The sequence below is a fragment of the Candidatus Tisiphia endosymbiont of Ceraclea dissimilis genome (assembly GCF_964030735.1).
GTDB lineage: Bacteria > Pseudomonadota > Alphaproteobacteria > Rickettsiales > Rickettsiaceae > Tisiphia.
This window is the reverse complement of the sequence record NZ_OZ034917.1, coordinates 1282242-1306358: the sequence shown is the minus strand read 5'-3', so window position 1 is coordinate 1306358 and position 24117 is coordinate 1282242. Positions and strand designations below refer to the sequence as shown.

The window sequence follows — 24117 nt, the reverse complement described above, 5'->3', positions numbered from 1 at the left end:
TGACGTTTAGATAAGGAGCATAATTAACCATTATATATAAGTTTTCTATGGCAACTAAGCAACTAAAAACACGGACTAATTCTTCTATCGAAGCAACAAGCGATCTTGCTGTAGTTCAAGAACATTATCAAGATTACCCCTATCCTTATAGAGATCCTGAGGATGAAACAAAAAGATTACTGGCTATTACTGGTGAATTTTTGGGGGAATTAAATCATTATTTATATCGAGGTAAAAAAGATTTTAACTCAGGTTTTCGAGTATTAATTGCTGGCGGTGGTACTGGTGATTCTGCTATATACATGGCAGAGCAGCTAAAAAATAAAAATGCTGAAGTGGTATATTTAGATTTTAGTAAGCCAAGTATGGAGGTCGCACAAAAACGTGCCGAGAAACGTGGTCTTACCAATATTAAATGGGTATATGATTCTATCTTAAATATCCCAAAGCTTAATTTAGGCAAGTTTGATTATATTAATTGCTCAGGAGTATTACACCATTTAAAAAGCCCTCCCGATGGTTTAAAAATTTTACAGGAATCTTTAACTGCCAACGGAGCAGTTGGAGTAATGGTCTATGCTAAATATGGTCGTACTGGACTATATCAAGTACAAGATATTATGAAAATGGTAAATCAGGGTGTTAACAATAGGGTAGAGGAAATAATGAATGCCAAAGCTGTTATGGCTGGCTTCCCTGCAACTAATTGGTATATACGTGGGCAAGAACTATTAAGAGACCATGTTTTTTTTGGCGATATAGGATTATATGATATGTTCTTGCATAAACAAGATAGGGCTTATTCCATTCCCGAGTTATACGAATTTATCCATAATGCAGGTTTGAATTTTGTTGAATTTTCTGATGTTAGTGAAAAATTAGCTCTAAGAATTGAGAATTATATTAGTGATTTCTCTCTTTTGCAAAAAATTAAGAGGATGGATATAATAACTCAGCAAGCAATTTGTGAATTAATGGTTGGCAATATCATTAAACATAGTTTTTTTGCTTCTAATGCAAAAGATACTATTGCTACTCTTGATGATTTGGATAATGTACCATATTTTTATGGTATTGCGGGTATTGCTAAACAAATTTATGATCACATGGAAGCTAGTGCTTTGATAGCTGGCAACGTCATTAATTTTACGTTAAATAATTCATTGTTAAAAGATGTCAAGATTACTATACCAGTTTCTAAATATACTAAATATGTTTTTAAACAAATGATAGATGGTGGTAAAAGTTTGCAGGAGATGTTTGATTTAATTAGAGAAAAATTGCAACAAGAAATTACTAACGAAGCATTATTGTTTGAAGTAAAGACTATATTTGATCCATTTTTTACTACAGGGATTATGTTGCTTCATGACAAATCAGTAAAACTTTCTTAAAGTATAGTCAATTAACTTGAATTAGTGCCGAATAAGCACCCATCGTGCTGTATATTAGCAAGAAGGCGTAAGCTTCTGAAGCAATCTAGTAATGGATTGCTTCAACCATTACATGGTCTCGCAATGACATGTATGCATCTCAAGCGTCTATTGCGAGAAGGCGTAAGCCTTCGAAGCAATCTATTTCTAATCGCTTTTTCTTGGATTGCCGCGTCGCCGCTTTTAGCGGCTCCTCGCAATGACGCTTGAGATGCATACATGTCATTGCGAGACCACGTAGTGGTCGTGGCAATCCATCTTTGGTTACTTTTATGGATTGCTTCGTCGATCTACGGTCTTTCTCGCTAATAGACGTTGACCACATACGATTTTTAAACTATCCGGTCTAAAACCGCTTCCTCTTCTAACTTTCAACAGTTGTGGGGAATTGGGTAGCAGGAACGATGGAGCGACGCCTATAAGTAATAGGCGAGCATTGAGCGACGACGTCACCAACTTCCCATCAATTGACTATAACAATTCACCATATTTTAATTGATATACTCTATGCATTTTACTTGCCATTTCATGATTATGAGTTACCACAATAATAGAAGTATTCTTTTGATTAACAGTTTTGAGTAATAAGTTAAAAACCTCATTAGCTGTATTAGGATCTAGATTACCGGTAGGTTCATCAGCTAAAATAATTTGAGGATTATTAATTAAACTACGGGCAATAGCTACTCTTTGTTGTTCGCCACCAGATAACTCACCCGGCATGTTATGTATTTTATTAGCCAGCCCTAACTCTACTAGCAACTCTTCTGCTTCCCTGAAAGCTGATTTATGATTATTACCAGCAATCAATTTCGGCATTGCTACATTCTCTAAGGCAGTAAAATCTTTGAGTAAATGATGTCGTTGATAGATAAAACCTATATTATGCAATCTTATTATATGAGCATAATTCTGGGAATAATTTATTGAATTTATTTCTACCACACCACTATTCGGGGTATCAAGTAAACCAGCTATATGCAGTAAAGTTGACTTACCACTACCAGAAGAACCTATTATGGCAACTAATTCTCCTTGCATTACAGTTAAGTTAACATTACTTAATACTTCAACAATAGATTTTCCCTGCTGATATTTTTTAGAAATATTTTTTAATGTTAATACAGCTTTATTCATAACGAAGGGCATCCACAGGATTCAACTTAGCAGCTTTATATGCTGGATAAATTGTTGCACAAAAACATAAAACTATAGAAATACTTGCCACTAATGTTATATCTTCTATTTTTACCTTCGATGGTAGACTATATAAATAATAAATTGCTGCTTCAAAAATTTTAGTACCAGTTATTTTTTCCAAAATATTTTTAATAGACTGAATATTATAAGCAAAGCTTGTACCCAATATTATACCTAAAACAGTACCTGGTACACCGATAAACATGCCGTTACAAATAAAAATAAGCATAATCTGCCGAGTACTTGCACCAATAGTACGCAGCACTGCAATATCTGAGGTTTTGTCTTTAACCAACATAAACAAACTAGAAACGATGTTAAAGGCTGCTACCATAATAATTAAGGAAAGAATAGTAAACATTGCTACTCTCTCAACAGCTAAAGCATTTAGAAACTGTAGATGCGATTTTTGCCAACTTATCACTCGTAATTTTGAGCCTAAAATATTTTGTATCTCCCAAGCATAAATTCCCGCGTTACTCGGTTCTATTGTTATTACCTCGATTAGATTAATAACTTCACCAAAAGACAAGAAATTTTGTGCGGCAATAAGCGGCATTAAAATAGTTGCCGCATCATAATCATATGCACCGCTAGTGAAAGTAGCCACAACCATGAACTCTTTAGATCTAGGCATACTACCAAAGGCAGTAGAAATTGAATTAGGAGAAATTAATTTTATTTTGTCTCCTGCTTGAATTCCTAGGTTATAAGCAAGTTCATTACCAATTGCCACCACATCTTTACCAGAAAAATCAGCAAAATCTCCGGTATTAACATTTTGTAAAATCTGATTTTTATATTTGAGTTCACTTAAATCTATACCTTTAATTACCGCACCACTATTTGCTCTGTTACCTAGGGCTAGAGCTTGACCCACAACGCTTGGAGAAATATGTTTTATATAATTTTTACTAAGTAACTTTTTGTTAATTTCATCATAATTTGCTATAAAACGTGATAATGGGGTTATGCTAATGTCACCATTAAGCCCAATAATGTTTTTAGTTAATTCATAATGAAAACCGTTCATAACGGACATTACCACGATCAATGCAGCAACGCCAATGGTTACACCGATCAAAGAAAAACCAGAAATAATAGAAACAAATTTCTCATTCTTCTTGGCTCTAAAATATCGGGCTGCTACTTTTAGAATAAAATTATTTTTTATCATTATTATAATTCAGATTCATTAAAAATCTTATCTTCTTGCAATAGTTTATAACAGAAAATCAATGCTATGACTATAGTGATACACATAACAATTGCTAATGATGTAAAATTACCCTGATAAAAATAGCTAGCCAATTGCAAACATATTGCTGTAATAATCAATCTTCCTGATACCAGTATAGCAGTAATCCTCCCTTTAGCATTTGGCACACTCTCTAATACAAGTATCCATAAAATATTACAAGGAAATATGCTACCAACTGCCACTAATTGTACTACTATTGTTATTGTTAATGGATCATTAGTTTTAAGTATAATCAAAATTATAGCAGCAATTATAAAAGCTACCAGTGCTGCAATACTAAAGAAAAAACATTTTTTCTGTCCAAACTTGTTTAATAAATACCCACTGCTAAAACTAAAAGCTGAAAATATTGCTGCCAATGCTCCTTGATATAGACCAAATTGTTGAATAGGTACCCCTAAATCTCGCATATACAAGACAGGGGCAATACCAATAAACACCCAATAAGCTTGAAATAAAAAAATCAGAGTTATTAGATAATAGATAGCTTTTTTAGACTTAAAGACTACGCTATATTCTCTTAGGGATATTTTTACATTATCATTTGCCTGCCCTTTGGGAATAAATAATATGCCGATTATCAAACACAAGACTCCCAATATTAACAGTATAGCAAAATTCCCTCGCCAACTAAGCAAAAAATTTACATAACTTCCTACTACCGGGGCAAAAGCCATAGCTAAGGTAACAGTACCAGTTAAAGTACCCACCATTTGTTGTTGTTGTTCGACCGAATATATATCAGCAAGTACTAGATAGCAAAGCACTGCTACTCCAGATATACCAGCCCCTTGCAGGAATCTACCAAATAATATCATATAATAATCGATGGCAAACAGACAAAATACACTGCCAATCACAAATATTACAAGACCTATAAGAATAATTACTCTTCTACCAAACCTATCTCCTAAATTTCCAACAATTAGAGCTGTGAAACAATGGGCTATAAGATTTATTCCTAGTAAAAATTCGACCTTAAAAGTAGAAATATTAAAGGTATCTTGTAAATCTGGAAAACTAGGGACAAATAAATCTACCTCAGCCCCAGCCAAAATTTCCATAATTATAATAGCAATAAACAAATTCATGCAAACACACTTTTGAATTTAAAAATGAATATATATTATATAACTCACCTTACGCATATAGTCAATTAACCTGAATTAGCGCCGAATAAGCACCCATCGTGCTGTCATTGCGAGGAGGTGTAAGCCTCTGAAGCAATCCATTAATAGTTTTTTTGGATTGCTTCGTCGCTACTAAAGTAGCTTCTCGCAATGACGCTAAACTATTTTCTATATGACTTTTAAATGCCATACGTAAGGTGAGTTATATAAAAACACTTCCAATATTTTTCAGCTTATTTTGCAGGTCTGTTTCCACAGAAATAACAAGAATTCGGTTATAACTAAAGAATGAAACGGGAGAATGACAAGAAGACGAAATGTCCAGAAATGATACCACTTTTTACAGTGTCGAAAGAAAGAGCTGGTATAGAAAATATCCTATACCAGCCTGTAGAATAAAGAAATTATTTCTTTTCTTCTTTCTTGTCGTCTTTTTTCTTCGTATTTGTTGTATCTTGGTTATCCGCATTTTCTTCTTGTTGCTGATCCGTAGCAGTTGAATCTTTTTTATCAGAAGACGAACCCGCAGCAAAAGCAGAAATAGAGAAAGCCAAAGTTAGAATAATAGTTAGTAAATTTTTCATAGTAAACCTCATTTTTTGTACTGGTGATTCTAGCTTAAAATGTATAATATTCAAGTCAAATAATAGATAAAATTGTTTTCTTACATAAAAATAAATTATTAATATGATAACTATGTGTCATTTTAGTTAATCTATACTTAATTTATATGATTTTTACTGGTATAGTTAATTGATGAGAAATTGGGGACGTTGTTGCTCATAAGCGTTAGTTTAAGAAAACAATAACTGAAAAACCGTCGTTGCGAGGAGACCTTAGGTCGACGAAGCAATTCAGAAAAGTGATTAGAAAAGATTGCCACGCCACCTACGGTGGCTCGCTAATAGACGACTTTTCTACTTTATTTTCTTAAACTAATGCCTATACGGCATCGCTCCTAGCCCCAAATTCTCCTGAATTAACTATATCAACTCAAATAATTTGAAGAATTAAATAATTTTTTATAAAAATCTATTAGTGGGAGAGTAATTTTGGTTATACTAGGAATTGACCCATCTTTAGCTGGTATGGGATGGGGAGTAATTGATACTAATCCTCTGAAATATTTAGCTAGCGGGGTGATAAAGACTAAATCAAGTGAGCTGATGCATAAAAGGTTAGCTTTCATTACGACATCCTTGCAAAAGGTAATAACGCAATATCAACCTGTTATTGTTGCGATGGAGGAGACTTTTGTTAATATGAATAGTGTATCATCTTTGAAATTGGGATATGCTAGAGGGGCGGTTATGTCACTTATTGGAGGATATGATGTTGCTTTTCAAGAATTTAAACCTAATGTTATTAAGAAATCAGTAGTGGGGTATGGACACGCCGAAAAAAATCAGGTTTTGCAAATGATTAAGCTTTTACTACCAGGGGCAGTTGCTATTAGTAACTTTGATGAAGCAGATGCTCTTGCGGTAGCCTATGTTTGCTTTGCTTACACCCCAAAAATTTGAAAAATTAATATATAATATAATTAAGTATTAGAATATGTCACGAAATCAAAAACATCCAGGCTCAAAAGATTTGAGTATGCCAATTATTATTTTAGTAGAGCCTCAAATGGGGGAGAATATTGGTGCCACTGCCAGAGCAATGAAAAATTTTAATGCTTCCGAGTTGAGAATTGTTACGCCTAGAGATGGTTGGCCAAACAAACAGGCACGTAGTGTGGCGGTATCAGCGATAGATATCATAGATGATGCTAAGATTTATGATAGTTTAGAAGCCAGTATCGAGGATATTGATTATTTATATGCAACAACTGTAGCATCACGTAATATCAATAAAGATTATGTTCTATCAGAGAATTTAAGTCAAGATTGTCCGGCAGGTCTTAAAGTAGGTATTATGTTTGGTCGTGAAAATTGTGGTTTGCAAAATAGGGAGATTACTTATGCCCATAAGATTATTAATATTAATACCGGAGATTTTAATTCTCTGAACATTGCCCAGTCGGTAATTATCATATGTTATGAGTTGTTTCGTAGTAAACAGTCGAGAGTAAATGTTAGTAATGAACAGGAGTTAGCGTCAAGAGGTGAATTAGGATATTTTTTTGAACATTTATTTACTGAATTAAATAATAAGAATTTTTTTAAAGTTCCTGAGAAGAAATTACACATGACACAAAATATTATGAATATTTTTACTCGTATAGATAAATTATCTAGTGCAGAATTGCAAACTTTAAGGGGGGTAATTGCAACTTTAAGTTCATAAAAATAGCTAATATAGTTAAGTTTATTAAAAACACTTTGCTTTTATGAAAAAATTAGCTATAGTTCCACCTGTTGCCTCTTAATAGTGAAAGTGGTAAAGTATATAGTTTTTCCATAACTTTAAGGATTTAGTATATAATCTTATCATTTTAAAAGTTAATAAACTAAGAGTCAAAAGAAATAATTTTGGAGTATTGGATGCCAACAAATAATCAATTAGTCCGTTTTGGAAGAAAGTCGAAGGTTCGTAGAACAAAATCCCCGGCTTTAGAATCCAATCCATTTTTGAAAGGTGTTTGTGTAATAGTGAAAACTGTTACTCCTAAGAAGCCTAACTCTGCTCTTCGTAAGATGGCACGTGTTCGCTTAAGTAATGGGCAGTATGTCAATGCTTATATACCTGGTGAAGGTCATAATTTACAAGAACACTCAACAGTATTGGTTAGAGGCGGAAGGGTTCCTGATCTTCCGGGTGTTAAGTACCATATAGTACGTGGTGCTTATGATACTCAGGGTGTAAAAAATCGTAAACAAGGACGCTCACGTTATGGTACGTCAGCGAAGCAGCAAGCTGTAAAAAAATAATTTGAAATAGAGAGATAAGATGTCACGTCGTCATGCCGCAGAGAGAAGGGTTGTCTTGCCTGATATGAAGTATAATAGCCCTTTGCTTGCTAGGTTCATTAATAATATTATGAGAGAAGGAAAAAAAGCTTTAGCTGAAAAGATAGTATATTCTGCTTTTAATAAGATAGAGAAAAAGCATAAGGTAGACCCTTATGAAACTTTCAATAATGCGATGAATAATGTTAAGCCATATCTTGAGGTTACGTCAGTAAGGGTAGGAGGGGCAAACTATCAAGTCCCGTCTCCTGTTGATGAGAAAAGGGGATATGCACTTGCATCGCGTTGGATTATTAATGCAGCAAATAAACGTTCTGAGAAGATGATGATTGATAAATTAGCTGAGGAACTATTTGAAGCGTCAAATAGTAGAGGCGTTGCTATTAAAAAGAGAGAGGATACTCATAAAATGGCTGAAGCTAATAAGGCTTTTGCTCATTTTAGTCCTAAAAAATCGCAACCAAGGTAATAAGCTATATGTCAACTACTGAATTTTCTCTTGCTAACACCCGTAATATCGGGATTTGTGCTCATATTGATGCTGGTAAAACTACTACAACCGAGCGTATTCTTTTCTATACTGGTAAATCACATAAGATTGGTGAAGTCCATGAAGGTGGTGCTACCATGGATTGGATGGAACAAGAGCAAGAGCGTGGTATTACCATTACTTCTGCTGCTACTACCTGTTATTGGCAAAATAAAAGAATTAACATTATCGATACACCAGGTCACGTAGATTTTACTATCGAAGTAGAAAGATCTCTGAGGGTTCTTGATGGGGCGGTAGCGGTATTTGATGGGGTGGCCGGTGTTGAGCCACAATCAGAAATAGTATGGAGACAGGCTGATAAATATGAAGTGCCTAGAATGTGTTTTGTCAATAAGATGGACAGAATGGGTGCTAATTTTTATCAATGCGTGGAAATGATTAAAGATCGCCTTGGGGCAAAACCTTTGGTCATTCAGTTGCCAGTTGGTATTGAAGAAAATTTTAAAGGAGTTATTGACCTAATTAAGATGAAGGCAATAATCTGGAAAGATGAATCTCTTGGTGCTGAATATTCATACGAAGATATTCCTAGTGATATGCTAGAAAAAGTTGAAGAATATCGTACTTTGCTTGTTGAGATGGTTGCTGAAATTGATGATAATTTAATGGAAAAATATTTGTCAGCCGAAGAATTTACTGAAGAAGAAATTAAATCAGCAATAAGAAAAGGAACAATTAATAGAGCCTTTTTCCCAGTATTATGTGGTAGTGCTTTTAAAAATAAAGGTGTACAACCCTTGTTAGATGCAGTGGTTGATTATTTACCTTCACCGGTTGATATTGGAACCGTTAGAGGAATAGAGGTTGATTCTGGAGAAGAAAAAGATTTTAAAATTTCAGCGTCTGAACCTCTTGCTGCTTTAGCATTTAAAGTAATGACTGATCCATTTGTTGGCTCTCTTACGTTTGTCAGGATTTATTCTGGTAAGATTAGTTCTGGTGTTACTGTGATTAACACGGTAAAGAATCAAAAGGAACGAGTAGGTAGAATGTTGCTGATGCATGCTAATGAAAGGGAGGATGTTAAGGAAGCTTTGGCAGGAGATATTGTTGCCTTGGCTGGTCTGAAGAATACCACTACTGGTGATACTTTATGTGGCATGGATAAGCAGGTTGTTTTGGAGAGAATGGAATTTCCTGAACCGGTTATTGAACTAGCTGTAGAACCAAAATCAACTGCCGATCAAGAAAAAATGGGAATGGCATTATCTAGGTTAGCTGCTGAAGATCCATCTTTTAGAGTGTCAACTGATCAAGAAAGCGGTCAGACTGTTATTAAAGGTATGGGAGAGCTGCATTTAGAGATCATGGTTGATCGTATGAAGCGTGAGTTTAAGGTTGAGGTTAATGTTGGAGCTCCACAAGTAGCTTATCGTGAGACAATTACTAGCAAATGTGAGATTGATTACACACATAAAAAACAATCTGGTGGAGCTGGACAATTTGCCCGGGTTAAAATAATATTTGAGCCTCAAGAAGCTGGAGAAGGCTTTCTTTTTGAAAGCAAAATCGTTGGTGGAGCTATACCAAAAGAATTTATTCCTGGTGTTGAAAAGGGTCTAAATAATATTAAGGATACAGGGGTAGTTGCTGGTTATCCAATGATTGATTTCAAAGCAACTTTGATAGATGGAGCATTCCACGATGTGGATTCAAGTGTATTAGCGTTTGAGATAGCTACTAAGGCTGCTTTTAGGGAAGGAATGCCAAAAGGTAATCCAAAGTTACTTGAGCCAATTATGAAAGTGGAAGTGATTACTCCAAATGAATATATGGGTGATATTATTGGCGACCTAAATAGCCGTAGAGGACAAATGCAAAGCATGGATCCAAGGGGTAATGCACAGGCGATAATTGCCAATGTACCTCTAGCTGAAATGTTTGGTTATGTTAGTACTTTGCGGTCTTTATCACAAGGTAGGTCTCAATATAGTATGGTTTTTTCTCATTATGAGCAAGTGCCGTTACAGGTAGCTGAGACTATTAAAGGTAAAAAATAAAAATATTTTTCACATAAAGTATTAGTGGATCATATATGATGTGATATTATAATTTATGGTAGTTTAAAGATTGTAGGGAAATAGTTAAAAATGGATTGCTTCGACCTACTTACGTGGTCTCGCAATGACGCTTGGGGTATGTTGTAAGCCTCAAATGTCATTGCGAGGAGACCGTAAGGTCAACGAAGCAATCCACAAAAGTAACCAAAATGGGTTGCTTCGACCTACTTACGTGGTCTTGCAATGACGTTGACTGTTTTTGCAATTTTTAAATTGTGATTGTAATTTATTAAGAAATAGTTTGATTTTTTAATAAGAATGTGATAGGAGTGTAGCTCAATTGGTAGAGCATCGGTCTCCAAAACCGAAGGTTGCGGGTTCGATTCCTGTCGCTCCTGCCAATAAATGAGTTTGTATAATATGTTAAAGGAAAATAGAGTTTATAAATTTTATGAGCAAGTAAAGCAAGAAGTTTATAAAATTGTTTGGCTCGGTAAGAAGGAATTGATAACTTCAACTATTATAGTAGTGGTAGCTGTATTTATTTTTAGTATAATTTGTTTAGTATTAGATTACGGTATACATAGTATAATGCAGATTTTACTTAATATTGGGAAGTAGAAAGAATAGGTTTAGGGAAAATTGTGGTGCAGTGGTACGTTATTCATACATTATCAGGCTCAGAAAAGCGTGTAAAGCAACTGATTCTTGATCAAATTGCCAAGCAAGGTATGTCGGAATTTTTTGAAGATATCGTGGTTCCGGTTATTGAAGTACCTGAAGTTAAGCGTGGTAAGAACGTTAAGACTGAAAAGAAATTTATGCCTGGTTATATTTTGATTAAAATGAAAATGACCGATGATACTTGGCATTTGGTAAAAAGTGTCACTAAAGTTACAGGATTTTTGGGTAGTAAAAGTATACCACAAGCTCTTAGTGAAAAAGAAGTACAAAATATTTTTAGCAAGCTTGAATCTGAAACTAAAGATGCTAGGGTTTCAAAATTATATGAAATTGGTGAAGCGATAATTGTTACTGACGGTCCATTTGAGACTTTCACAGGAGTTATAGAAGAAATTGATTATGACAAAAATAAATTGCGTGTGTCTATATCTATTTTTGGTAAAGCAACTCCTATAGAATTAAATTTTACGCAAGTTAGGAAAAATAGTTAGCTTGTTTTGTGGTGATTAATGGTCATTGCGTGAAGCCGACGAAGCAATCTAGGAAAATGATTAGAAATGGATTGCTTCGACCATTACGTGGTCTCGCAATGACTTATGATGTTATTGCAAGGAGCTACTAAAGTAGTTCCTCGCAATGATGTTAAGTTATTTTCCTTATGGCTTTTAAGTGCCATGTGTAAGGTAAACAAAGACCTCTTGCAAAACTCGCTTATGCTGAGGAATTTGGAGGAAACTCGGAACGCAGAATCGCAGCGTACTCTAATGTACGTGAGGACTCGAGTACCGCATTGACGTACAAATTACCAGCAGAAGTAGAGTTTTGCAAGAGGTCTAATAGACTAATTAGTAAATTATTATTAGATAATTACCAATTAGTGTTAAATGAATAAAAATAGGATTATAATGGCAAAAAAAATAAAATCTTATATTAAGTTAACGGTGCCAGCAGGTAAAGCTAATCCAGCTCCGCCTATTGGTTCTACCCTTGGTCAAAGGAAGCTTAATATTATGGAATTTTGTAAGGCATTTAATGCTGCTACTCAAGGCTTTGAACCAGGTATGCCTATTCCAGTGCTAATTACTGCTTATGAAGATAATAGTTTTACTTTTGTAACTAAGACTTCCCCAGCATCGTATTATTTAAAACAATTTGCTAAAATTCCTAAAGGTTCTAGTGCTACTAAAAAAGAGGCATTTGTTGGTAAGGTTACCATGTCAGATTGTATGGAAATTGCCAAAATTAAGATGGTGGATCTTAATGCTGATAATTTAATAGCTGCCGCTAAAATTATTCGTGGTACTGCTGAATCTATGGGGCTTGAAGTAGTAGGAGATTAATATATGATAGTTGATAAAAAGGATGTTGTGAATAATAGAAAGTTAACTGGTGGTAAAAAAATACGGGCAGCGAGAAAGAATATAGAGTTGGCTAGCAACCGTACTTTAGCAGAAGGAATAGAAGCTTTGCAGTCGGCATCCTATACTAAATTTGATTCTACTTTGGAAGTGGTAATGAAATTAGGGGTAGATCCTAAACATTCGGATCAAATGGTGCGTGGTGTTGTGGCATTGCCAGCTGGTACCGGTAAAGTTAGTAGAGTTGCAGTGATTTGTAAGGATGAACAGATAGAAGAAGCTAAAGCCGCTGGAGCAGATATGGCTGGTTCTACAGAGATTATCGATGATATTAAGGCTGGGAAAATTAATTTTGACGTTTGTATTGCAACACCAAATATGATGTCAGCAATAGGTTCGGTGGCAAGAATTCTTGGGCCAAAGGGCTTAATGCCTAATCCAAAACTTGGCACGGTAACTACAGATATCGTAACGGCAATTAAAAATGCCAAAAGTGGTCAAGTAGAGTATAGGGTTGAAAAGGCTGGTATTATTCATGCTGGAGTTGGTAAATTATCATTTACTAAACAAGATTTAGTAAATAATGCATCAACCTTGATATCTGCTGTAGTTAAAGCAAAGCCTTCTGGTGCTAAAGGAAATTATTTAAAAGCAATATATCTATCTTCTACTATGGGTCCATCAGTAAAAATAGATTTAGCAACTATATCGTAACGACAAGGAGAGTTAAGGTGTTAAGATCAGAGAAACATGAGTTTGTCGCAGAACTTGAAGGAGTGTATCAGCGGTCAAACTCCGTGATAGTTACTCATTATCATGGGCTTACTGTTAGTCAAGTGACTACGCTACGTAGGACTCTTAAAGCAAAAAATGTGGGATTCAAAGTAGTTAAAAATACTTTGTCAAAAATAGCAGCCAATAAGGCTGGTGTTGATAATGTTGCACATTTGTTTGCTGGTCCCACAGCACTAGCATATTCTGAAGACCTTGTTGAAGCTGCAAAACTTATCGTAGAATTTGCAAAAACTAATGAATGTTTGAAAATAGTTGGTGGTTTAGTAAATAACCAAGTATTAGATGCAAGCTCTGTACAACAATTGGCAAAATTGCCTTCATTAGACGCACTCAGAGGCAAAATTATTGGGCTTCTACAAGCTCCTGCAACTAAAATTGCTGGCGTTATACAAGCTCCTGCATCTGGACTTGCTAGAGTTTTGCAAGCTTATGCAAATAAAAGTTAATTTAATAAAAAAGTTTTAAAAGGAAGAAAATTATGACAGACCTAGTAAAAATCGTAGATCAATTATCAACTCTTACAGTAATTCAAGCAGCAGAGCTTTCAAAAATGCTAGAAGAAAAATGGGGTGTAACAGCCGCCGCTCCTGTAGCAGTAGCTGCAGCTCCTGCTGCATCAGAAGCAGTAGCTGAAAAGACAGCCTTTGAAGTTGTTTTGGTTAGTAGTGGTGATAAAAAAATAGACGTAATTAAGGTCACTAGAGAGCTTACTGGTCTTGGTTTGAAAGAAGCTAAAGAATTAGTTGATGCTGCCCCAAAAACTATTAAATCTGGTGTAAATAAAGAAGAAGCTGAAAGCTTTAAAGAAAAATTAGAAGCAGTTGGAGCAAAAGTTGAATTAAAATAATTTTCATAATATCAGTTATTTTATGAGAATTATGGTCGATTCAGGAGCATTTGGGGCTAGGAACAATGGAGCGACGCCTATAAGTAATAGGCGAGCATTGAGCGACAACGTCCCCAACTTCTCATCAATTGACTATAGTGAATAACTTGAATTGGTAACGTTATAAATCCGATTAGTATTTAGCCTAAGCGTCATTGCGAGGAGTGTGGAAATCGCACGACAAAGCAATCTATAAAATTAACCAAAATGGATTGCCACGACCACTATGTGGTCTCGCAATGACAGATAACGTCATTACGAGGAGCCACTTTTAGTGGTCGAAGCAATCCAAAAAAACTATTAAAATGGATTGTTTCGGAGGCTTACCCCTTCTCGCTAATAGACAGTACGATGGGTGCTTATTCGACACTAATTCAGGTTAATTGACTATATGTATATTCTAATTCTTTAAATTATTGGAGTATACATTGATATATTTAGCGTTTTTAGTACTGAATCTAGGTTTGTATTGTTGATAATGGGAATAAACTTGTTGTGTGATATTCTATTTTGCTTAAGAGTTGTGGTGCTAAATATACTTTCGTGCCTGCAAAAACTATTGCATTTTATACAAAAATATAAACAAAAAGCTATTAAACTCCTAGGGCGGATATTTTTTGTCATGGGAGAATTTGGCGTTTGTTTATTCAAAATTCTAAATCAGCTGAAGATTTGCAACAGATTTATGCATTTTAGCTTCACAGAGCCTATTAATTTAAAGAATTTATTCATACTATTTAGCAAAAATAAAAATAATTTGAGATTATGCTTGAATAATTTAAAGCTTGAATAATTAGAGAATTGGTTTCGTAAAACTATAAACTGTGCATGGGCTTTTGTTCTGAATATGCATATGTCAGATTTCTTTTTTGTTTTATATGCCAATTCTCCAAATAATTCGAACATACATTACTTCTAAATTGAGTTCTTTAAGTGGCTTTTTGTTTGGTTTCAAAACAAAAATTATTGAAAGTTACAATTTTTATCAAAAATATGACAAAAAGTTATGACAGAAACTTTGTTCACAGCAACAAGTCTATTTTTTTCAAGATTACAGCCGAGTTACCAATTACATATATTGGCAACTCGCGTTAAGATATAGAAATTAATCGGGAGATTATATGACAACGCAGTCCTTATCAATTGGTAAACGCATAAGAAAGAATTTTGGTCACATAAATTTGGTAGCATCTATACCAAATTTGATTGAGGTTCAGAAAAATTCTTATGAAAAAGGTTTTTTACAATTTGGAGTTAAAGACTTTGAGCGAGAAAACAAAGGATTACAATCAGTATTAAGTTCAATTTTCCCGATTCATGATCCCTCTAATATTGCCTATTTAGAATTTGCTAAATATGAATTTGATAATCCTAAATATGATGTTGAGGAGTGTACACAAAGAGGTCTTAGTTATGCTGCTCCCCTTAAAGTTACATTGAGATTAAGTATTTGGGATATTGACGAAGATACTGGAGCAAGAGAAATTAAAGGTATTAAAGAACAAGAAGTTTATATGGGGGATATTCCCCTGATGACCAAAAATGGTACCTTTATTATTAATGGTACAGAAAGGGTAGTAGTATCACAGATGCATAGGTCACCTGGTGTGTTTTTCTACCATGATGAGGGTAAAGTTCACTCTTCAGGGAAGTTTTTGTATTCTGCTAGGGTTATACCATATAGAGGATCATGGTTAGATTTTGAGTTTGATGCTAAAGATGTTATGTACTTTAGAATAGATAGGAAAAGAAAGCTTTATGTTACTACTCTGCTTAGAGCTATTGGAATGTCTACTAATGAAATTATAAAATTCTACTATGATACGGTAACCTGTTTTACCAAGGATGGATGCTGGGCAACGAAGTTTATACCAGAATCTGTAAATGCTCATAGGCTAGTTACTGATTTAGTAGATGCAGATACTGGTAATATCATACTGGCATCTGGGCAAAAGATCACTCCTCGTTTGGCTAAGAAGTTTGCTCAAGATGGAGTGAAAAATATTTTGGTAGAAGGTGAGTATTTGGTAGGGAAATATTTAGCACATGATCTTGTTAATCCAGATAATGGTGAGGTACTAGCTACCATTGCTGAAATGATCACAATAGATATGCTAAATTCTATTATGACTCTTGGAATTTCGTCTGTCGACGTACTTGCTATCAATACCCAATCAGGTCCTTACATAAGAAATACCTTATTTGCTGATAAAAACCAAAATTATGAATCAGCATTGATCGACATATTCAGGGTATTACGACCAGGAGAACCGGCTAATATTGAAGCGGCTAAGATATTATTTAATAATTTATTTTTTGAGCCTGAAAGATATGATCTCTCGGAAGTTGGTCGTATTAAAATGAATTCAAGATTGGAACTTAACATACCAGAATCTACAGCTATTTTAACTATTGAAGATATTAAACATATTCTTAAAGTTTTAGTAGATCTAAAAGATGGCAAAGGTTCGATAGATGATATTGATCATCTTGGTAATAGAAGAGTTAGGTCAGTTGGTGAATTAATTGAGAATCAATTTCGGATTGGTCTGGTTCGTATGGAAAAATCAGTACTTGAAAGAATGTCTGTGGTTGATCTTGATGCGGTTATGCCTCATGATTTAGTAAATTCAAAAGTTTTAGTTTCTGTAGTAAAAGAATTTTTTAGTACATCACAACTTTCCCAGTTTATGGATCAAACTAATCCATTATCAGAAATAACTCATAAGAGAAGATTATCAGCTTTAGGACCTGGTGGAATTAGTAGGGAGAGAGCTGGATTTGAAGTGAGGGACGTTCACCCTACCCATTATGGACGTATTTGCCCAATCGAAACACCAGAAGGACAGAATATCGGTTTGATTAATTCCATGGCTACTTATGCTAGGGTTAATAAACATGGTTTCATTGAAACTCCTTATCGAAAAGTTGTAGATGGTCGTGTAACAGATGAAGTTGTTTACTTGTCAGCAATTGAAGAAGGAAAATATAAAATTGCTCAAGCTAATGCAGTTATCGATAAAAAAGGTTTATTACAGGAAGAGTTAATTAACTGTCGGATTGATGGTGGTAATTTTGTTATGGTTACCCCGGCAGAAATAGATTATATTGACGTTACTCCGATGCAGGTTGTTTCTGTTGCTGCATCACTTATTCCATTTTTAGAAAATGATGATGCTAATAGAGCTTTGATGGGATCAAATATGCAACGTCAGGCTGTACCACTTATTAGAAGTGATGCTCCTTTAGTTGGTACTGGTATTGAAGGAATTGTTGCCCAAGATTCTGGAGTTTCAGTTGTTGCCTTACATGATGGAATAGTAGAGCAAGTTGAATCGACTAGAATAGTAGTAAGGACTAAGGAGCAGAAAACAGATGGCTCACCTGGTGTAGACATTTATAATTTATTGAAATTTCAAAGATCTAACCATAATACTTGTATTAATCAGAAACCATTAATTAATGTTGGTGATTATGTCGCAAAAGGTGAAGTAATTGCTGATGGACCAAGCACCGATAATGGGGAGATAGCTCTTGGTAGAAATGTTCTGGTGGCTTTCTTACCATGGAGTGGTTATAATTTTGAAGATTCAATTTTAATATCAGAACGTATTGTAAAAGATGATGTTTACACTTCAATTCATATTGAAGAATTTGAAATAATTGCTAGAGATACTAGACTTGGGCCTGAGGAAATCACTCGTGATATCCCAAATGTTAGTGATGAAAGTTTACGTCATCTTGACGAAGTAGGTATAGTATATGTTGGGGCAGAAGTAAAACCAGGTGATATTTTGGTGGGTAAGGTTACTCCTAAAAGTGAGTCACCTATGACTCCGGAAGAAAAATTACTTCGAGCTATTTTTGGAGAAAAGGCTTCGGATGTTCGGGACTCTTCTTTACGCGTTCCTTCTGGAATCACTGGTACAGTGGTAGAGGTACGAGTATTTTCTCGTAGAGGAGTAGAAAAAGATGAGCGTGCTATAGCTATTGAAAAACAACAAATTGAAAAATTATCAAAAGACAGAGATGATGAACTTCGAGTCATAGAGCATTTTGTTTTTATGCGTTTAGAGAAGATTCTAACAGGACAAATAGTTGTTAGTGGTCCTAAATCGGTAAAACCTGGTCAATTAATTAGCGAGCAAACCCTTGGATCATTATCAAAGGGACAATTTTGGCAGCTAATTGTTGAAGATGCTGATGTAATGAATGAAATTGAGCAAATTAAACGTCATTATGATGAAAAGAAAGATAGACTCAATAAGTGTTTTAGTAACAAAGTAGAAAAACTACAAAGTGGCGATGATTTACCACAAGGGGCTCTTAAAGTTGTAAAAGTATTTATTGCGACTAAACATAAACTGCAACCTGGAGATAAAATGGCGGGAAGACACGGAAATAAAGGTGTTATCTCTCGTATTATGCCAGAAGAAGATATGCCATTTTTAGAAGATGGTACAGTAGTTGATATAGTTCTTAACCCACTTGGTTTACCTTCACGGATGAATATAGGACAGATTTTAGAGACTCATCTTGGTTGGGCGGCAGTAAATCTTGGTAAAAAAATATCTTCTATGTTGAAGCAAGTTCATAACAATAATCTTGATATAGAAGAGTTTAAATCTTTTGTATCGAAGGTATATGGCGAGAATTCAACGACAAAAGATATAAAGCAAATGTCCAATGAAGATATTATGGCATTTTGTCATAATATCGATAAGGGGGTATATTTTTCAACTCCGGTTTTTGATGGGGCAAAGGTTGAGAACGTAAAAGAAATGCTAGCTATGGCAGATCAAGATCCATCTGGTCAAATTAAGTTAATTGATGGTAGAACAGGAGAGTATTTTGATCGTACTGTTACAGTTGGCTATAAATATTTCCTAAAACTGCACCATTTAGCTGATGATAAAATTCATGCTCGTTCTATCGGTCCTTATAGTTTGGTAACTCAACAACCATTAGGTGGTAAATCGCATTTTGGTGGTCAGAGATTTGGGGAGATGGAATGTTGGGGCTTGCAAGCTTATGGTGCTGCTTATACGTTACAAGAAATGTTAACTGTAAAATCGGACGATGTGGTTGGTAGAATTAAAATTTATGAATCGATTGTTCGAGGTGATAATAATTTTGAATCTGGTATCCCTGAGTCATTTAACGTAATGATCAAAGAGTTTAGATCCTTATGTTTGAATGTCAAGCTTGAAGATACTACAACAGATTAATAATATAGTGAATTAACTTGAATTTGCAACGTTATAAACCAGATTAGTATTTAGCCTCAGCGTCATTGCGAGGAGCCACTTTAGTGGCGACGAAGCAATCCAAAAAACGATTAAAATGGATTGCTTCGGAGGCTTACACCTCCTCGCAATGACCTTTGGCGAGCAGATTTTTTATTTATTATTAAGCAATTTTGCAAAAATAATGAGAATGGCTATTAGTGTAGTATAAAAATCTGCTATATTTATAGATATAACCGAATTTGCAATAACTTGTTATATCGAATTCAGGCTAAACTAGAGCTGATAAAATTTTTTAAGGAAAAATCTTTATGACAACAGGAATGACAAATTTTTATGGGCAATTAAGCAGTACTCAGCAATTTGATCAAATAAGAATCAATATTGCTAGTCCTGACCAAGTGCGTTCATGGTCTTTTGGTGAAGTGATGAAACCTGAGACGATAAATTATCGTACGTTCAAGCCAGAAAAAGAGGGATTATTCTGTGCTAGGATTTTTGGACCAGTAAAAGACTATGAATGTCTTTGTGGTAAATATAAGCGTATGAAATATCGTGGCATTACTTGTGAGAAATGCGGTGTTGAAGTTACTACATCTAGAGTTCGTCGAGAAAGAATGGGGCATATTGAACTAGCAGCACCAGTTGCTCATATATGGTTCTTGAAATCTCTACCATCAAGGATTAGTACCTTGCTAGATATGACCATGAAGGATTTGGAAAAAGTTCTGTATTTTGAAAGTTATGTAGTTGTTGATCCTGGGTTATCTGATCTACACAAAGGAGAGCTTTTATCAGAAGATAGTCTGCAAAAGGCACAAGATGAGTATGGAGGAGATAATTTTACCGCTTCTATTGGGGCGGAAGTAGTTCGCCAAATGCTTTCAGAACTTGATTTACCTGAATTAAAGAAGAAATTACAAGAGGATTTATCAAGTACCTCTTCAGAAATTAAAAAGAAGAAGATTGTCAAAAGACTTAAGTTAGTGGAAGATTTTCTGGAATCCGAAAATAAGCCAGAATGGATGATTATGACCGTTCTGCCAATTATTCCACCTGAGATTAGACCATTAGTTATGCTTGATGGAGGCAGATTTGCCACTTCTGATCTTAACGAACTTTATAGAAGAGTTATTAATAGAAATAATAGATTAAAAAGACTACTAGAACTAAAGGCACCGGATATTATCATCCGAAATGAAAAAAGGATGTTACAAGAATCAGTCGATGCATTATTCGATAATGGTCGTCGTGGTAAGGTAGTAAAAAATACTAATAAGCGTCCATTTAAGTCGCTTAGTGACATGTTAAAAGGTAAACAAGGTCGGCTTCGTCAGAATTTGCTGGGTAAAAGGGTAGATTATTCTGGTCGTTCCGTTATCGTTGTTGGACCAGAGCTTAAGCTGCATCAATGTGGGTTGCCAAAGACCATGGCTTTGGAATTATTCAAACCATTTATTTATTCAAAGCTTGAATTACATGGAATTGCTACCACTATAAAAGCTGCTAAAAAAATGGTTGAAGCTGAAAAACCAGAAGTATGGGATATTTTAGAAGACGTTATACGTGAACACCCGGTATTGCTTAATAGAGCACCAACTTTGCACCGTTTAGGTATCCAGGCTTTTGAACCTTTACTGATAGAAGGGAAAGCTATTCAGCTACATCCTTTAGTTTGTGCTGCGTTCAATGCTGACTTTGATGGTGACCAGATGGCAGTGCATATCCCTCTTTCAATCGAAGCACAGCTTGAAGCCAGGGTGCTTATGATGTCAACAAACAACATATTGAGTCCAGCAAATGGTCGTCCGATTATCGTACCTGATAAGGATATAGTACTGGGTCTTTATTATTTAACTATGGCTTTTGATAATGAGCCTGGTGAAGGAATGGTATTTGCCAAAATGTCAGAGGTTGAGCATGCTTTGTATAATAAGGTAATAACTATTCACTCGAAGATAAAATTTCGTCGCGATATGCTTAATGCTGCAGGGGAAGTTGTAGCAACTATGGTCGATACTACCCTTGGTAGATTAATTATTGGAGATTTATTACCTCGTAATTATAATGTTGGGTTTAAGTTTGTCAATAAAGCCATGACTAAAAAGGATATATCGGGGGTAATTGATTTGGTATATCGCCATTGTGGTCAAAAGTCTACGGTGATTTTTGCTGATCAGCTAATGAAACTTGGATTTAAATATGCTTGTTCCTCAGGTATTTCTTTTGGTATGGACGATATGGTTGTACCAAAATCAAAAGATACTCATATTAATGCAACATTGACTGAGGTCAAAGAGTTTGAACAACAATATTCTGATGGTCTGATTACCTATGGTGAGAAATACAATAAAGTAATTGATTCTTGGTCGAGATGTACTGATAAAGTAGCAAATGACATGATGAAAGAAATTGCTACGATGCCGGTTAATGATAAACCTAATCATCAAAAAGTAAATGCTATATATATGATGGCTACTTCAGGAGCAAGAGGATCAGCAGCACAGATTAAGCAGTTAGCCGGTATGCGTGGTTTGATGGCTAAACCATCAGGCGAGATTATTGAAACTCCTATTATTTCTAATTTCCGTGAAGGTCTTACGGTTCTTGAGTATTTTAATTCTACACATGGGGCACGTAAAGGTCTGGCGGATACAGCATTGAAAACAGCTAACTCTGGGTATTTAACTCGTAGATTAGTTGATGTTGCTCAAGATTGTATAATTACCGATGAAGATTGTCACACTACAAAAGGTATAGAAGTTAGAAGTATTATTGATGGTGGTGAAGTTATTGTATCACTGGCAGAGCAGATTTTAGGTAGAACAGTGGCAATTAACGTCTATCACCCAGTGACTAATATGCTATTACTATCAGCTGGGGAATTAATTAACGAAGCAAAATTAGAAGAAATCGAATCTTCTGGTCTAGATTCAGTGCTAGTACGATCTGTTTTAACATGTGAGATTCCTGACGGAATATGTGTAAAATGCTATGGTAGAGATCTAGCTACTGGTTCATTAGTTTCAGTAGGAGAAGCAATTGGAGTGATTGCCGCCCAGTCAATTGGTGAGCCAGGTACTCAGCTAACCATGAGAACTTTCCATATTGGAGGAGCTGCGACAAAAGGTGCTGAAGTATCATCAATAGAAGCTTCTCATGATGCAAAAGTGAAGATTCTAGGGCGTAATGTGGTTATTGATTCTGAAGGTCGTAGGATTGTAATGGGTCGTTCATGTGAGTTATTATTATTGGATAGTAACAATAATGAGAAAGCAAGGCATAAAGTACCGTATGGGGCAAGATTGATAGCTGATGATTCAGATAATGTAAAAAAGGCACAAAAATTAGTAGAGTGGGATCCATATACTATTCCAATTATTACCGAGAAATCTGGTAAAGTTGTATTCAAAGATATGGTAGAAGGGGTATCAATTCGTGATATTACTGATGAAGCAACTGGTATTTCTAGCAAAGTTATAGTTGAATCAAAACAATATTTACGTGGAGCAGAGTTACGTCCTCGTATCCAATTAGTTGATGAGAATGGAGAAACCATTATGTTATCCAATGGTTTAGAGGCTAGATACTATATACCAGTAAATGCTATTTTAAGTGTTGAAGATGGGGCTAAAGTATCAGTAGGAGATATCTTGTCACGTATTCCAAGGGAATCAACTAAAACCAAAGATATTACTGGTGGTCTTCCAAGGGTGGGCGAACTTGTTGAAGCTAGACGTCCAAAAGATCATGCCGTTATTGCAGAAATAGATGGTAGAGTTGAATTTGGTAAAGACTATAAGTCAAAAAGACGTATTATTATTCAGCCAAGTGAAGGTGGTATGCCAATTGAGTATATGGTACCAAAAGGCAAGCATGTTGTGGTTAATGAGGGTGATTTTGTTAAAAAAGGCGATATGTTAATTGATGGTAATCCAGTACTACAGGATATTTTAAAAGTAATGGGAGTGGAAGCTCTTACAAGTTATATGGTTGGAGAAATTCAAGCAGTATATCGTTTACAGGGTGTAAAAATTGACGATAAACATATCGAGGTAATAATCCGTCAGATGCTACAAAAAGTAGAGATAACCAATTCTGGTGATACGACATTGATGGTTGATGAGAAGATAGATCATCGCGAATTTGCTGAAATTAATGAAAAAGCTATCAAGAATGGTTTAAGACCGGCGGAAGCTCAGGTAATTCTGCAAGGTATTACTAAGGCATCGCTGCAAACTAGATCGTTTATTTCAGCGGCTTCTTTCCAAGAAACAACGAGAGTTTTAACGGAATCGGCTATAGCTGGAAGAGTTGATAAGTTACGTGGACTGAAAGAAAATGTCATAGTTGGTAGATTAGTGCCGGCAGGAACAGGCTTTTACATGAATAGGATGCGTAAACTTGCCGCTAGGTTAGATCAAGAAGAGATTAATTATCAAAAAACTTTAGAGAATTAATCTTATCTTTACTCCGTTTATAGTCAATTTTTGTCATTCCCGCGAAGGCGGGAATCTAGATACCTGCCTTCGCAGGTATGACACTTAGTTAAGCAGGGGTGACAAGAAAGCACGGAAATGATATATGGATTGCCACGCTCACATATGTTCGCTCGCAATGACAAGTTATAGATTTATACGTCATTGCTTCGTCGCTACT

At 35.2% G+C, this 24117-nt stretch carries 19 protein-coding genes, 1 tRNA gene and 1 pseudogene; 17 read left to right on the top strand and 4 right to left on the bottom strand.

Translation table 11 applies throughout. The features are described 5' to 3' along the window. Window positions 1-47: 47 nt before the first annotated feature. Entirely contained in the window at window positions 48-1394 is a 1347-nt protein-coding gene (locus tag ACQH1V_RS06195; RefSeq protein ID WP_425360191.1) for a methyltransferase, read from the top strand. Between the two features lie 510 nt (window positions 1395-1904). On the opposite strand, the gene ACQH1V_RS06190 is transcribed toward ACQH1V_RS06195, so the two are convergent. The 4 genes from ACQH1V_RS06190 to ACQH1V_RS06175 all read right to left on the bottom strand — a co-directional run bounded on the left by ACQH1V_RS06190 (window position 1905) and on the right by ACQH1V_RS06175 (window position 5662). Then, on the bottom strand, window positions 1905-2570 hold the full coding sequence (locus ACQH1V_RS06190) for an ABC transporter ATP-binding protein (protein ID WP_425360190.1): 666 nt from the start codon (window positions 2568-2570) through the stop codon (window positions 1905-1907). Then, window positions 2563-3810 carry a lipoprotein-releasing ABC transporter permease subunit gene (locus ACQH1V_RS06185; protein ID WP_375333659.1) on the bottom strand — a complete coding sequence of 416 codons (1248 nt, stop codon included), beginning with the start codon at window positions 3808-3810 and terminating at the stop codon, window positions 2563-2565. The genes ACQH1V_RS06190 and ACQH1V_RS06185 overlap by 8 nt, the downstream gene beginning before the upstream one ends. A gap of 2 nt (window positions 3811-3812) precedes the next feature. Then, the gene (locus ACQH1V_RS06180) at window positions 3813-4985 is read right to left on the bottom strand and encodes an MFS transporter (protein WP_425360189.1); all 1173 of its coding nucleotides are present in this window, start codon (window positions 4983-4985) and stop codon (window positions 3813-3815) included. A 443-nt stretch (window positions 4986-5428) separates the two neighbouring features. Further along, window positions 5429-5662, bottom strand: coding sequence for a hypothetical protein (locus ACQH1V_RS06175; protein ID WP_133062952.1), 234 nt, complete (start codon window positions 5660-5662; stop codon window positions 5429-5431). 414 nt (window positions 5663-6076) lie between these two features. Between ACQH1V_RS06175 and ruvC the strand changes: the two genes are divergently transcribed. The 16 genes and pseudogenes from ruvC to rpoC all read left to right on the top strand — a co-directional run bounded on the left by ruvC (window position 6077) and on the right by rpoC (window position 23918). Next, entirely contained in the window at window positions 6077-6547 is a 471-nt protein-coding gene (ruvC, locus tag ACQH1V_RS06170) for a crossover junction endodeoxyribonuclease RuvC (RefSeq protein ID WP_425360188.1), read from the top strand. Window positions 6548-6581: 34 nt separating this feature from the next. Next, window positions 6582-7313 (top strand): RNA methyltransferase, encoded by a 732-nt coding sequence (locus ACQH1V_RS06165; RefSeq protein ID WP_425360187.1) that lies wholly within the window; start codon window positions 6582-6584, stop codon window positions 7311-7313. 197 nt (window positions 7314-7510) lie between these two features. Further along, on the top strand, window positions 7511-7897 hold the full coding sequence (gene rpsL, locus ACQH1V_RS06160; protein ID WP_341748806.1) for a 30S ribosomal protein S12: 387 nt from the start codon (window positions 7511-7513) through the stop codon (window positions 7895-7897). A 19-nt stretch (window positions 7898-7916) separates the two neighbouring features. Further along, a complete protein-coding gene (gene rpsG, locus ACQH1V_RS06155) occupies window positions 7917-8405 on the top strand; it encodes a 30S ribosomal protein S7 (RefSeq protein ID WP_094648754.1) in 489 nt (162 codons plus the stop codon). 8 nt (window positions 8406-8413) lie between these two features. Beyond that, on the top strand, window positions 8414-10489 hold the full coding sequence (gene fusA, locus ACQH1V_RS06150; protein ID WP_341748807.1) for an elongation factor G: 2076 nt from the start codon (window positions 8414-8416) through the stop codon (window positions 10487-10489). A 325-nt stretch (window positions 10490-10814) separates the two neighbouring features. Then, window positions 10815-10890: transfer RNA gene (locus tag ACQH1V_RS06145), tRNA-Trp, on the top strand. A 19-nt stretch (window positions 10891-10909) separates the two neighbouring features. After that, the gene (gene secE, locus ACQH1V_RS06140) at window positions 10910-11110 is read left to right on the top strand and encodes a preprotein translocase subunit SecE (RefSeq protein WP_094648770.1); all 201 of its coding nucleotides are present in this window, start codon (window positions 10910-10912) and stop codon (window positions 11108-11110) included. Between the two features lie 5 nt (window positions 11111-11115). Continuing rightward, on the top strand, window positions 11116-11664 hold the full coding sequence (gene nusG / locus ACQH1V_RS06135; protein WP_204839942.1) for a transcription termination/antitermination protein NusG: 549 nt from the start codon (window positions 11116-11118) through the stop codon (window positions 11662-11664). Between the two features lie 200 nt (window positions 11665-11864). Beyond that, window positions 11865-12020 (top strand): annotated as a pseudogene (locus ACQH1V_RS06130) (palindromic element RPE1 domain-containing protein); the annotation flags it as partial. A gap of 58 nt (window positions 12021-12078) precedes the next feature. Further along, window positions 12079-12513: a 50S ribosomal protein L11 gene (gene rplK, locus ACQH1V_RS06125; RefSeq protein WP_094648771.1), complete on the top strand. Its 435-nt coding sequence runs from the start codon at window positions 12079-12081 to the stop codon at window positions 12511-12513. A gap of 3 nt (window positions 12514-12516) precedes the next feature. After that, window positions 12517-13245 carry a 50S ribosomal protein L1 gene (gene rplA / locus ACQH1V_RS06120; protein WP_425360186.1) on the top strand — a complete coding sequence of 243 codons (729 nt, stop codon included), beginning with the start codon at window positions 12517-12519 and terminating at the stop codon, window positions 13243-13245. Window positions 13246-13262: 17 nt separating this feature from the next. Beyond that, the gene (gene rplJ / locus ACQH1V_RS06115; RefSeq protein WP_094648758.1) at window positions 13263-13772 is read left to right on the top strand and encodes a 50S ribosomal protein L10; all 510 of its coding nucleotides are present in this window, start codon (window positions 13263-13265) and stop codon (window positions 13770-13772) included. Window positions 13773-13804: 32 nt separating this feature from the next. Then, window positions 13805-14173, top strand: a complete 369-nt coding sequence (gene rplL / locus ACQH1V_RS06110; RefSeq protein WP_341759345.1) for a 50S ribosomal protein L7/L12 — start codon at window positions 13805-13807, stop codon at window positions 14171-14173. Window positions 14174-14195: 22 nt separating this feature from the next. Next, window positions 14196-14318, top strand: coding sequence for a palindromic element RPE2 domain-containing protein (locus tag ACQH1V_RS06105; RefSeq protein WP_133062913.1), 123 nt, complete (start codon window positions 14196-14198; stop codon window positions 14316-14318). Window positions 14319-15333: 1015 nt separating this feature from the next. After that, complete coding sequence (gene rpoB, locus ACQH1V_RS06100) at window positions 15334-19440, top strand: DNA-directed RNA polymerase subunit beta (RefSeq protein WP_425360185.1); 4107 nt, start codon at window positions 15334-15336, stop codon at window positions 19438-19440. Between the two features lie 329 nt (window positions 19441-19769). Further along, complete coding sequence (gene rpoC, locus ACQH1V_RS06095) at window positions 19770-23918, top strand: DNA-directed RNA polymerase subunit beta' (RefSeq protein ID WP_410525736.1); 4149 nt, start codon at window positions 19770-19772, stop codon at window positions 23916-23918. Window positions 23919-24117 lie beyond the last annotated feature (199 nt).

Coding starts and splice junctions, on each gene's coding strand:
- ACQH1V_RS06195 (WP_425360191.1), top strand. CDS start 48: ATGGCAACTAAGCAACTAAAAACACGGACTAATTCTTCTATCGAAGCA.
- ACQH1V_RS06190 (WP_425360190.1), bottom strand. CDS start 2,570: ATGAATAAAGCTGTATTAACATTAAAAAATATTTCTAAAAAATATCAG.
- ACQH1V_RS06185 (WP_375333659.1), bottom strand. CDS start 3,810: ATGATAAAAAATAATTTTATTCTAAAAGTAGCAGCCCGATATTTTAGA.
- ACQH1V_RS06180 (WP_425360189.1), bottom strand. CDS start 4,985: ATGAATTTGTTTATTGCTATTATAATTATGGAAATTTTGGCTGGGGCT.
- ACQH1V_RS06165 (WP_425360187.1), top strand. CDS start 6,582: ATGTCACGAAATCAAAAACATCCAGGCTCAAAAGATTTGAGTATGCCA.
- rpsL (WP_341748806.1), top strand. CDS start 7,511: ATGCCAACAAATAATCAATTAGTCCGTTTTGGAAGAAAGTCGAAGGTT.
- rpsG (WP_094648754.1), top strand. CDS start 7,917: ATGTCACGTCGTCATGCCGCAGAGAGAAGGGTTGTCTTGCCTGATATG.
- fusA (WP_341748807.1), top strand. CDS start 8,414: ATGTCAACTACTGAATTTTCTCTTGCTAACACCCGTAATATCGGGATT.
- secE (WP_094648770.1), top strand. CDS start 10,910: ATGTTAAAGGAAAATAGAGTTTATAAATTTTATGAGCAAGTAAAGCAA.
- rplK (WP_094648771.1), top strand. CDS start 12,079: ATGGCAAAAAAAATAAAATCTTATATTAAGTTAACGGTGCCAGCAGGT.
- rplA (WP_425360186.1), top strand. CDS start 12,517: ATGATAGTTGATAAAAAGGATGTTGTGAATAATAGAAAGTTAACTGGT.
- rplL (WP_341759345.1), top strand. CDS start 13,805: ATGACAGACCTAGTAAAAATCGTAGATCAATTATCAACTCTTACAGTA.
- ACQH1V_RS06105 (WP_133062913.1), top strand. CDS start 14,196: ATGAGAATTATGGTCGATTCAGGAGCATTTGGGGCTAGGAACAATGGA.
- rpoB (WP_425360185.1), top strand. CDS start 15,334: ATGACAACGCAGTCCTTATCAATTGGTAAACGCATAAGAAAGAATTTT.
- rpoC (WP_410525736.1), top strand. CDS start 19,770: ATGACAACAGGAATGACAAATTTTTATGGGCAATTAAGCAGTACTCAG.